This is a genomic window from Streptomyces sp. NPDC006265, from assembly GCF_040613555.1.
Lineage (GTDB): Bacteria > Actinomycetota > Actinomycetes > Streptomycetales > Streptomycetaceae > Streptomyces.
In genome coordinates this window covers 1-10,557 of sequence record NZ_JBEXSH010000246.1, presented here as the reverse complement: position 1 = coordinate 10,557, position 10,557 = coordinate 1, and the positions used below count along the sequence as shown (strand labels likewise).

The 10,557-nt window shown below is 67.0% G+C and carries 14 protein-coding genes and 1 pseudogene; 14 read left to right on the top strand and 1 reads right to left on the bottom strand.

Annotated elements, in window-relative coordinates:
• Positions 1 to 247 precede the first annotated feature (247 nt).
• The 10 genes from secY to truA all read left to right on the top strand — a co-directional run bounded on the left by secY (position 248) and on the right by truA (position 7,711).
• Positions 248 to 1,561 (top strand): preprotein translocase subunit SecY, encoded by a 1,314-nt coding sequence (gene secY, locus ABZ281_RS20775; protein WP_356657478.1) that lies wholly within the window; start codon positions 248 to 250, stop codon positions 1,559 to 1,561.
• Complete coding sequence (locus ABZ281_RS20770) at positions 1,561 to 2,223, top strand: adenylate kinase (RefSeq protein ID WP_356657476.1); 663 nt, start codon at positions 1,561 to 1,563, stop codon at positions 2,221 to 2,223. Before secY ends, ABZ281_RS20770 begins: the two co-directional genes overlap by 1 nt.
• A 133-nt stretch (positions 2,224 to 2,356) precedes the next feature.
• The gene (gene map / locus ABZ281_RS20765; protein WP_356657474.1) at positions 2,357 to 3,193 is read left to right on the top strand and encodes a type I methionyl aminopeptidase; all 837 of its coding nucleotides are present in this window, start codon (positions 2,357 to 2,359) and stop codon (positions 3,191 to 3,193) included.
• A gap of 233 nt (positions 3,194 to 3,426) precedes the next feature.
• Positions 3,427 to 3,648 (top strand): translation initiation factor IF-1, encoded by a 222-nt coding sequence (gene infA / locus ABZ281_RS20760; protein WP_003948620.1) that lies wholly within the window; start codon positions 3,427 to 3,429, stop codon positions 3,646 to 3,648.
• A gap of 56 nt (positions 3,649 to 3,704) precedes the next feature.
• On the top strand, positions 3,705 to 3,818 hold the full coding sequence (gene rpmJ / locus ABZ281_RS20755) for a 50S ribosomal protein L36 (RefSeq protein WP_003974245.1): 114 nt from the start codon (positions 3,705 to 3,707) through the stop codon (positions 3,816 to 3,818).
• 187 nt (positions 3,819 to 4,005) lie between these two features.
• Positions 4,006 to 4,386: a 30S ribosomal protein S13 gene (gene rpsM, locus ABZ281_RS20750; RefSeq protein ID WP_003974244.1), complete on the top strand. Its 381-nt coding sequence runs from the start codon at positions 4,006 to 4,008 to the stop codon at positions 4,384 to 4,386.
• Between the two features lie 64 nt (positions 4,387 to 4,450).
• Entirely contained in the window at positions 4,451 to 4,855 is a 405-nt protein-coding gene (gene rpsK / locus ABZ281_RS20745) for a 30S ribosomal protein S11 (protein WP_003956432.1), read from the top strand.
• Between the two features lie 164 nt (positions 4,856 to 5,019).
• On the top strand, positions 5,020 to 6,042 hold the full coding sequence (locus ABZ281_RS20740; protein ID WP_003966937.1) for a DNA-directed RNA polymerase subunit alpha: 1,023 nt from the start codon (positions 5,020 to 5,022) through the stop codon (positions 6,040 to 6,042).
• Positions 6,043 to 6,230: 188 nt separating this feature from the next.
• Complete coding sequence (gene rplQ, locus ABZ281_RS20735; RefSeq protein WP_142160573.1) at positions 6,231 to 6,716, top strand: 50S ribosomal protein L17; 486 nt, start codon at positions 6,231 to 6,233, stop codon at positions 6,714 to 6,716.
• Between the two features lie 140 nt (positions 6,717 to 6,856).
• A complete protein-coding gene (gene truA / locus ABZ281_RS20730) occupies positions 6,857 to 7,711 on the top strand; it encodes a tRNA pseudouridine(38-40) synthase TruA (RefSeq protein WP_356657471.1) in 855 nt (284 codons plus the stop codon).
• A 7-nt stretch (positions 7,712 to 7,718) separates the two neighbouring features.
• Here the strand turns inward: truA and ABZ281_RS20725 are convergent, their stop codons facing one another.
• Entirely contained in the window at positions 7,719 to 8,588 is an 870-nt protein-coding gene (locus tag ABZ281_RS20725) for a hypothetical protein (RefSeq protein ID WP_356657469.1), read from the bottom strand.
• A 74-nt stretch (positions 8,589 to 8,662) separates the two neighbouring features.
• Between ABZ281_RS20725 and ABZ281_RS20720 the strand changes: the two genes are divergently transcribed.
• From ABZ281_RS20720 to ABZ281_RS20705, 4 genes and pseudogenes are all read left to right on the top strand, one after another.
• Entirely contained in the window at positions 8,663 to 8,974 is a 312-nt protein-coding gene (locus ABZ281_RS20720) for a hypothetical protein (protein ID WP_356657467.1), read from the top strand.
• Positions 8,975 to 9,191: 217 nt separating this feature from the next.
• A complete protein-coding gene (rplM, locus tag ABZ281_RS20715; RefSeq protein WP_193481530.1) occupies positions 9,192 to 9,635 on the top strand; it encodes a 50S ribosomal protein L13 in 444 nt (147 codons plus the stop codon).
• A 42-nt stretch (positions 9,636 to 9,677) separates the two neighbouring features.
• Positions 9,678 to 10,190: a 30S ribosomal protein S9 gene (gene rpsI / locus ABZ281_RS20710; RefSeq protein ID WP_184849023.1), complete on the top strand. Its 513-nt coding sequence runs from the start codon at positions 9,678 to 9,680 to the stop codon at positions 10,188 to 10,190.
• A gap of 165 nt (positions 10,191 to 10,355) precedes the next feature.
• Positions 10,356 to 10,557, top strand: a pseudogene (locus tag ABZ281_RS20705) (hypothetical protein); the annotation flags it as partial.

Below are 10,557 nucleotides of genomic sequence, written 5' to 3'. Positions count from 1 at the left end.
GGTCGGTGCTGGCGCCCGAGTGGCGCGCCGCACGCGCACGTGCCGCTCACAACGATCATTAAGAGACTTCTCAGACAGCGACCCTACGGTGCGAGGGGCGGCAGCTCGCCGGTAAGGTGGCCTGCACTGCCCACTTTTCACTGGGTGCTGCACTCGGGCACTCACAGCGGCAGTTGACCGTTACCTATTCGTCGAACCTCAAGACCGTCACCCTTGACGCAGTTGCGCGGGGGTCGCAGGAGGCACCGTGCTCACCGCGTTCGCCCGGGCGTTCAAGACGCCCGACCTGCGCAAGAAGCTGCTCTTCACACTCGGCATCATCGTGGTCTATCGGATCGGTACGCACATCCCGATCCCCGGCGTCGACTATCGGAACGTCCAGACCTGTATCGACAACGCCCAGGCCAACCAGGGCATCTTCGGCCTGGTCAACATGTTCAGCGGTGGCGCGCTGCTGCAGATCACGATCTTCGCGCTGGGCATCATGCCGTACATCACGGCGAGCATCATCTTGCAGCTGCTGACCGTGGTGATTCCGCGTCTGGAAGCCCTGAAGAAGGAGGGCCAGGCCGGTACGGCGAAGATCACGCAGTACACCCGTTACCTGACGATCGCTCTCGCCATTCTCCAGGGCACCGGCCTCGTCGCCACCGCCCGCAGTGGTGCTCTGTTCCAGAACTGCCCGGTGGCCAGCCAGATCGTCCCCGACCAGTCGATCTTCGTCACCATCACCATGGTCATCACGATGACCGCCGGTACGGCGGCCGTGATGTGGCTCGGTGAGCTCATCACCGACCGCGGCATCGGCAACGGCATGTCGATCCTGATGTTCATCTCGATCGCCGCCACCTTCCCGTCCGCCCTGTGGGCCATCAAGAAGCAGGGCTCCCTGGCCGGCGGCTGGATCGAGTTCGGCACGGTCATCCTGGTCGGCCTCGTCATGGTCGGCCTGGTGGTCTTCGTCGAGCAGGCCCAGCGCCGTATCCCGGTCCAGTACGCCAAGCGCATGATCGGCCGTCGTTCCTACGGCGGTACATCCACCTACATCCCGCTCAAGGTGAACCAGGCGGGCGTGATCCCCGTCATCTTCGCCTCCTCGCTGCTCTACATCCCGGCGCTGATCGCTCAGTTCGCCGGAGGCAAGTCGGGCTGGAAGACCTGGATCGAGCAACACTTCGTCAAGGGCGACCACCCGTATTACATCGCCACGTACTTCCTGCTGATCGTTTTCTTCGCGTTCTTCTATGTGGCGATCTCGTTCAACCCCGAGGAAGTCGCCGACAACATGAAGAAGTATGGTGGCTTCATCCCGGGCATCCGGGCTGGCCGACCGACCGCTGAGTACCTGAGCTACGTACTCAACCGGATCACCTGGCCGGGTTCGCTGTACTTGGGTCTGATCGCTCTCGTACCGACGATGGCGTTGGTTGGTTTCCAGGCAAACCAGAACTTCCCGTTCGGCGGGACCAGCATCCTGATCATCGTGGGTGTCGGCCTCGAGACCGTGAAGCAGATCGAGAGCCAGCTCCAGCAGCGCAATTACGAAGGGTTCCTCCGCTGATGCGTATCGTCCTCGTCGGGCCGCCGGGCGCCGGTAAGGGAACGCAGGCCGCGTTCCTGGCCAAGAACCTGTCGATCCCGCACATCTCCACGGGCGACCTGTTCCGGGCCAACATCAGCCGGCAGACGGAACTCGGCAAACTGGCGAAGTCCTACATGGACGCGGGCAACCTGGTGCCCGACGAGGTCACGATCGCGATGGCGAAGGACCGCATGGAGCAGCCGGACGCCGAGAATGGCTTCCTGCTGGACGGCTTCCCGCGCAACGTCTCGCAGGCCGAGGCGCTCGACGAGCTGCTCGAGACCGAGCGCATGCAGCTCGACGCGGTGCTGGACCTGGAGGTCCCCGAGGACGAGGTGGTCAAGCGCATCGCCGGCCGCCGCATCTGCCGTAACGACTCCTCGCACGTCTTCCACGTGACGTACAAGCAGCCGGCCAAGGACGGCGTCTGCGACGTCTGCGGCGGCGAGCTGTACCAGCGGGACGACGACTCCGAGGAGACGGTCCGTACGCGGCTGGAGGTCTACCACACCCAGACCGAGCCGATCATCGACTACTACAAGGCCCAGGGCCTGGTGGTCACGATCTCCGCGCTCGGCAAGGTGGAGGACGTCACGACGCGCGCCATGGAGGCGCTGAAGCGTGGCGAGGACGACAAGTAGTCGTCCGTGCACAGCTCTACGGCCGCGGTTCCCCTCGGGGGCCGCGGCTGCTGTGTGGGCGGGGTCCGGCGCGCGGCCCCGTATCGTTGAAGGCGTTCATCGTCGCCGAAGGTCCAGAAAGGCCGTAGCTCCCATGGTGCAGATCAAGAGCCCCGAGCAGATCGCCAAGATGCGTGAGGCGGGGCTGGTCGTCGCGGCCATTCACGCGGCGACCGGTGAGGCCGCGGTGCCCGGGGCTACGACGAGGGATCTGGACCAGGTCGCCCGCAAGGTCCTCGCCGAGCACAACGCCAAGCCGAACTTCCTCGGCTACGGCGGCTTCCCGGCGACGATCTGCACTTCGGTGAACGAGGTCGTCGTCCACGGCATCCCGTCCGACGACGTCGTCCTCAAGGACGGGGACGTCATCTCCATCGACTGCGGCGCGATCATCGACGGCTGGCACGGCGACGCCGCGTTCACGGCCTTCGTGGGGTCCGGTCACTCCCCCGAGCTGATCGAGCTCTCCCGGGTGACCGAGGAGTCGATGTGGGCAGGCATCGCCGCCATGAAGCAGGGCAACCGCCTGGTCGACGTCTCCCGGGCCATCGAGACGTACATCCGCCGCCAGCCCAAGCCCGGCGGCGGCAAGTACGGGATCATCGAGGACTACGGCGGCCACGGCATCGGCACCGAGATGCACATGGACCCGCACCTGCTCAACTACGTCGAGCGGCGGCGCGGCAAGGGGCCGAAGCTGGTGCCCGGCTTCTGCCTCGCCATCGAGCCGATGGTGTCCCTGGGGACGCCGAAGACGGAGGTCCTCCAGGACGACTGGACCGTCATCACGACGGACGGTACGTGGTCGTCGCACTGGGAGCACTCCGTCGCTCTGACGGAGGAAGGCCCGCTGGTGCTCACGTCTCCCGACGGGGGGAAGGCGAAGCTCGCCGAGCTGGGGATCGTCGCCGCGCCTGATCCGCTGGGCTGAGTGACGTCAGGGGTGGGTGGTCCTGCCGGGTGGCGACCGCGGGCGCGTGGGGCTGGTCGCGCAGTTCCCCGCGCCCCTTTCGGGGCGCTTAGAGGTCTGCCCGCTGGGGCAGACTTCCTCGATTCGTGTTTCCGAGGGCCCTGACGTAGACTGACTCCTCGGCTCTTGTGTACCCGCATGTCTGCATGCGTTCGCACGGAGTCGACCAAGGTAGTCGATTCGAAGGGCGAAGCGTGGCCAAGAAGCAAGGTGCCATCGAGATCGAGGGCACTGTCGTCGAGTCTCTTCCGAACGCCATGTTCAAGGTCGAGCTCCAGAACGGCCACCAGGTCCTGGCACACATCAGCGGCAAGATGCGCATGCACTACATCCGCATCCTCCCTGACGACCGGGTCGTGGTGGAGCTGTCTCCGTACGACCTGACGCGTGGCCGGATCGTCTACCGCTACAAGTAGATCTTGCCTGCGCCCCGGCTTCCGGGGTGGTGGCACTGACCCGGAGAACCTCACCCATGAAGGTCAAGCCGAGCGTCAAGAAGATCTGCGACAAGTGCAGGGTGATCCGCCGTCACGGTCGGGTCATGGTCATCTGCGACAACCCGCGCCACAAGCAGCGCCAGGGCTGACGCACGACCGATCCCTCTGCATTCCTCGCAGGGATTCGCGCGACGCAAGCTGAATATGTTCATACGCAGGACCCAGACCCCCGGGTCTGACACCCCCGGTCGGAGGCCGGGGACCCAGTTCGTACCTGGTACGGCGACTGGGAGTCGGTTCTGTGGAAGACCTCCGTCAAGCAACTGGAGCCATTGAATGGCACGCGTTTCCGGTGTTGACATCCCGCGCGAAAAGCGCGTGGAGATCGCCCTCACCTACGTGTTCGGCATCGGCCGGACCCTCTCGCAGCAGACGCTGGCCGCCACCGGCGTCGACCCGAACACCCGCGTTCGCGACCTCTCCGAGGAGCAGCTCGTCGCGATCCGCGAGTACGTCGACAACAACATCAAGACCGAGGGTGACCTCCGTCGCGAGGTTCAGGCCGACATCCGCCGCAAGGTCGAGATCGGTACCTACCAGGGTCTGCGTCACCGTCGCGGCCTGCCCGTTCGCGGTCAGCGCACCAGCACGAACGCCCGTACCCGCAAGGGCCCGCGTCGCGCCATCGCCGGCAAGAAGAAGCCGGGCAAGAAGTAGTCCACAGCGGACGCCTGTCCACGGTCTTCGCTGTAGGACCGACCACCTCCCGTAGGAGTTATAGATGCCCCCCAAGGGTCGTCAGGGCGCTGCCAAGAAGGTGCGCCGCAAGGAAAAGAAGAACGTCGCTCACGGCCACGCGCACATCAAGAGCACGTTCAACAACACCATCGTCTCGATCACGGACCCGTCCGGCAACGTGATCTCCTGGGCCTCCGCCGGCCACGTCGGCTTCAAGGGTTCCCGGAAGTCCACGCCGTTCGCCGCGCAGATGGCCGCCGAGTCGGCTGCCCGCCGCGCCCAGGAGCACGGCATGCGCAAGGTCGACGTCTTCGTCAAGGGCCCGGGCTCCGGTCGTGAGACCGCGATCCGCTCCCTGCAGGCGACCGGCCTCGAGGTCGGCTCGATCCAGGACGTCACGCCGACCCCGCACAACGGCTGCCGTCCGCCGAAGCGCCGCCGCGTCTGACCCCTCGGGGCGGGTGCACGGCCGCTTGTCGGTCTGAGGTTTTCGGGCGGTATGGCTCTTCGGGGCCATATCGCCCGTACCCTTGTAACTGCAACACATATCGGGCTGCCGCCCGGTGGCAAGGGCATCAAATAGTGGGTGCCCCTGACTGAAGGACTCACCACATGCTGATCGCTCAGCGTCCCTCGTTGACCGAAGAGGTCGTCGACGAATTCCGCTCCCGGTTCGTGATCGAGCCGCTGGAGCCGGGCTTCGGTTACACCCTCGGCAACTCCCTGCGCCGGACCCTCCTCTCCTCGATCCCGGGTGCGGCGGTCACGTCCATCCGCATCGACGGCGTGCTGCACGAGTTCACCACCGTGCCGGGCGTCAAGGAGGACGTCACCGACCTGATCCTCAACATCAAGCAGCTGGTCGTCTCCTCGGAGCACGACGAGCCGGTTGTGATGTACCTGCGCAAGCAGGGCCCGGGTCTGGTCACCGCCGCCGACATCGCGCCCCCGGCCGGTGTCGAGGTGCACAACCCGGACCTGGTCCTCGCCACGCTCAACGGCAAGGGCAAGCTGGAGATGGAGCTCACGGTCGAGCGTGGCCGCGGTTACGTCTCCGCCGTGCAGAACAAGCAGGTCGGTCAGGAGATCGGGCGCATCCCGGTCGACTCGATCTACTCGCCGGTTCTCAAGGTCACGTACAAGGTCGAGGCCACGCGTGTCGAGCAGCGGACCGACTTCGACAAGCTGATCGTCGACGTCGAGACCAAGCAGGCCATGCGCCCGCGTGACGCCATGGCGTCCGCCGGCAAGACCCTGGTCGAGCTGTTCGGTCTCGCCCGCGAGCTCAACATCGACGCCGAGGGCATCGACATGGGCCCGTCCCCCACGGACGCCGCCCTGGCCGCCGATCTGGCGCTGCCGATCGAGGAGCTGGAGCTCACCGTTCGGTCGTACAACTGCCTCAAGCGCGAGGGCATCCACTCCGTGGGTGAGCTCGTGGCCCGTTCCGAGGCGGACCTGCTCGACATCCGCAACTTCGGTGCGAAGTCGATCGACGAGGTCAAGGCGAAGCTGGCCGGCATGGGTCTCGCGCTCAAGGACTCGCCTCCCGGGTTCGACCCGACCGCTGCCGCCGACGCCTTCGGTGCGGACGACGACGCGGACGCCGGGTTCGTGGAGACCGAGCAGTACTGAGAGCTCGGGCCTCCCGGTCCGTACTCGGGTGCGGGTGCGCTGTGCTTGATCGCGCAGTTCCCCGCGCCCCTTCCGGACGACAACCAACCCCTTCGGGCTTGTCGTCCGGATCTCTGACAGACGACCGTCTGCTCAGATACTGACCCCGGTACCTGATACGGCCGGGGCAGACACCTAGGAGAAGTTCCATGCCGAAGCCCACCAAGGGTGCCCGTATGGGCGGCAGCGCCGCGCACGAGAAGCTGCTCCTCGCGAACCTCGCGAAGGCGCTCTTCGAGCACGGCCGCATCACCACCACCGAGGCGAAGGCGCGCAAGCTGCGTCCGTACGCCGAGCGTCTGGTCACCAAGGCGAAGAAGGGCGACCTTCACAACCGCCGTCAGGTGCTCCAGGTCATCACGGACAAGAGCATCGTGCACACGCTCTTCACCGAGATCGGCCCGCGCTACGAGAACCGTCCGGGTGGCTACACCCGCATCACCAAGATCGGTAACCGCCGTGGCGACAACGCGCCCATGGCCGTCATCGAGCTGGTCGAGGCGCTGACGGTGGCGCAGGAGGCTACGGGCGAGGCCGAGGCCGCGACCAAGCGCGCCGCCAAGGACACCGAGGCTGCTGAGGCTCAGGTCGACACGACCAAGGCCGAGGACGCCGAGGAGTCCAAGGACGCGTAAGCGTTCTGCCGGGGCCTGTACGTCTGCGGCTGCGGGTTCGTGGTGGCTTGTCGCGCAGTTCCCCGCGCCCCTGCAAGGGCGTTGCGGGTCCGTTCCTTCACAGGAACGGACCCGCTTTTGTGTTCTGAGAGGATCTGTACGTGAGTGACGAAGTAGTGGCCGGCCACGTCCGGGTCCGGCTCGATCTGTCGTACGACGGGAGCGAGTTCTCCGGGTGGGCCAAGCAGGCCGGGGGGCGGCGGACCGTGCAGGGGGAGATCGAGGACGCCCTGCGGACCGTGACGCGGTCGCGGGAGACGTACGAGCTGACCGTCGCGGGGCGTACCGATGCCGGCGTGCACGCGCGGGGGCAGGTCGCGCACGTCGATCTGCCGCGCGAGGTGTGGGCCGAGCACCATCAGAAGCTGCTCAAGCGGCTCGCCGGCCGGCTGCCCCGGGACGTACGGGTCTGGGCCCTCAGGGAGGCTCCCAGCGGCTTCAACGCCCGCTTCTCGGCGGTCTGGAGGCGCTACGCGTACCGCGTGACCGACAATCCCGGGGGCGTGGACCCGCTGCTGCGCAGTCATGTGCTGTGGCACGACTGGCCCCTGGACGTGGCGGCCATGAACGAGGCCGCCCGAGGACTGCTGGGCGAGCACGACTTCGCGGCCTACTGCAAGAAGCGGGAGGGGGCGACCACCATCCGCACGCTCCAGGAGCTCAGCCTGGTGCGGGGCGAGGACGGGATCATCACCGCCACCGTGCGGGCCGACGCCTTCTGCCACAACATGGTGCGCTCGCTCATCGGGGCGCTGCTGTTCGTCGGGGACGGGCACCGGCCCGCCGACTGGCCGGGGAAGGTGCTGGCGGCGGGTGTGCGGGACTCGGCCGTGCACGTCGTACGGCCGCACGGGCTGACGCTGGAGGAGGTCGGCTACCCGGCCGACGAACTGCTCGCCGCACGCAGCAAGGAGGCGCGGAACAAGCGGTCGTTGCCGTCGGCCGGCTGCTGCTGACGTCCGGTCACCCGTCGGCCGCGGCCGAGGCCTGGGCTTCGCCGCGGCGGCGGATCTGGTTGAACGTGAACTGGGCCAGGTCGTCCCCGGTCTTGAAGACCGCGGTGTCCTTGGGCGTCACGTCCTTGCCGTTGGTGAAGCCGGCGTTGGTGAAGTAGGCGTAGCGGCCGTAGGAGTTGCTCGTCGTGCGACAGAAGCCGGACTCGCAGAAGGGCTTCACGCCGCCGCCGGACAGCGACTTGACGAAGCTCTTCTTGGTGCTCTGGCCCTTGGCCTTGGCGGCCTGGGCCTCGGTGTCGAAGACGGCCACGCCGACCGTCACCGCCATGTCGTCCTTGACGTAGGTCACGCGTATCAGGCGGGTGCAGTCGTTCCCGGTGAGGATCTTGGGGAGGGTGCCGCCGGCCGCCGAGCCGCAGCTCCTGGTGTCGGCCGTCGGGCCCTTCTTGTAGACCGTCTCGCCCATGGTGAGCTGGGTGCCCGGGAAGAGGGTGGCCGGGCTGAGCGGGGCCTTGTCCTTCTTCGCGCTGGCGATGAAGTCCTTCGGGTCCAGCGGGGGAGGGGCGCTGGTCGGGGCGAACGACGGGGCCGAGGCGGTCTGGCTCGGGATGTCGGCCGACGGCAGGGAGGCCGGGTTCCCCTTGGTGTCGCCGCCCGCCGAGACGACGGCCACGGCGACGGCGGTGCCGATCGCGACCGTGGCCAGCGCGCCGCCGCCGATCAGGAGCACCCGGCGTCGCTTGTTGCGGGCCTCGGAGGCTTCAGCGAGCGCCGCCCAGTCCGGCGACGGGCCGCCCCCGCTGTTCCAGGGCTGCTGCGACTGCGGTTTCCAGGGATCCCACTGGGACTGAGGTCCCCCCTGCTGCCCAAAGCTCATGGGCCGCATCTTAGACGGGACATGGGGTGTGCTGGTCCGCACGGATCGGCCCTCCAGCCCTTAGCGTTCCTTCCATGCGCACGGGCAAAGGCGACATCTGCGGGTGGTTGGGGCGACTGCTGCCGGCCGTGCTGCTGCTGGGGTGCCTGCTGTCGTGGCCGGGTCTCACGGCCGGGGTGTGGCCGTCCGTCGTGGTGGGGGTGCTGGGGGCGTCCCGTCGTCCGCGCGGTGGTGGATCCTTGGTGCGCTGGTGTGCCGCGGTCGCCGTCGACGTGGCGCTCTCGTCGGTGTTTCCGTTCGCGAGGCCGGTGCGGCGCCGGACGCTGCGGAGGGCCGTCACGCTCTGTGCCCTCCTGTACGCTTCGGTGACCGGGCGGCTGCGGTGATACCGCGTTTTGACCCTTGTGGTGTACCCCGGTATTCTGCTTGTTCGTTGTGTATTGGCTTGCTCATTCTCACGGGACGGGCCCTTACACCGGTCCACCGGGCCGATGACCAGCGACCCCACGTACGCGGTATGCGTCGCCGCAGTGCGGTCCAGGCTGTCGTGATCGTTTCGGTGACCAGTTATGGACCATTCACTCGAAGCGAAGGCTACGAACCGTGCGTACGTACAGCCCCAAGCCCGGCGATGTGACGCGCCAGTGGCACGTCATCGACGCCCAGGACGTTGTCCTGGGTCGTCTCGCCACCACTGCCGCGACGCTCCTCCGGGGCAAGCACAAGCCGATCTACGCCCCCCACGTCGACGCTGGTGACTTCGTCATCATCATCAACGCGGACAAGGTGCACCTGTCCGGCAACAAGCGGACCCAGAAGATGGCGTACCGCCACTCCGGCTACCCGGGTGGTCTGCGCTCCGTCCGTTACGACGAGCTGCTCGACAAGAACCCCGAGAAGGCTGTCGAGAAGGCCGTCAAGGGCATGCTCCCCAAGAACACGCTGGGCCGTCAGATGCTCTCGAAGCTGAAGGTCTACAAGGGTGACCAGCACCCGCACGGCGCGCAGCAGCCGCAGCCGTACGAGATCACCCAGGTCGCGCAGTAAGTCCGGCCACCCCCTAAGCCTGAAGAGAATCTGAGGAGAATCGTGGCCGAGACCACTGCCGAGCAGCCGCTCGAAGAAGTCGACATCGACAGCTACACCACCGAGTCCGAGGTCCCCGTCGAGGGTGAGTACACCTCGGAGTCCATGGCCTCCCGCTTCGGCGAGCCCCAGCCGGCCGCCGGCCTGGGCCGTCGTAAGAACGCCATCGCCCGCGTCCGGATCGTCCCGGGCACCGGCAAGTGGAAGATCAACGGTCGCACCCTCGAGGACTACTTCCCGAACAAGGTGCACCAGCAGGAAGTCAACGAGCCCTTCAAGGTGCTCGAGCTCGACGACCGCTACGACGTCGTCGCCCGCATCTCCGGTGGCGGTGTCTCCGGCCAGGCCGGTGCGCTCCGTCTCGGTGTCGCCCGTGCGCTGAACGAGGCGGACGTCGACAACAACCGTGGCCCGCTGAAGAAGGCCGGCTTCCTCAAGCGCGACGACCGTGCGGTCGAGCGCAAGAAGGCCGGTCTGAAGAAGGCCCGCAAGGCTCCGCAGTACAGCAAGCGCTAATCGCGACGCCCGTCCTTGCGACTGGCTTCGCAACGATCGCCCCGGCGGCACGGATGTGCTGCCGGGGCGGTTCGTTTACACAACCCCTACAGCCCCCGGACAGTCTCAGGGGGTGTACTCGGGGATGTGAGCCGCATTCTCTTCAGCAATTCGGAGGACACCACTGTGGGACGACTCTTCGGCACGGACGGCGTGCGTGGTGTGGCCAACGCGGATCTGACGGCGGAGATGGCCCTGGGCCTCTCCGTGGCCGCGGCACACGTACTGGCCGAGGCGGGCACGTTCGAGGGACACCGGCCGAGGGCCGTGGTCGGGCGGCGGCTCGGTCAGCAGGGGGTTGGCCATGAGGTAGATCTGGCCGACGGAC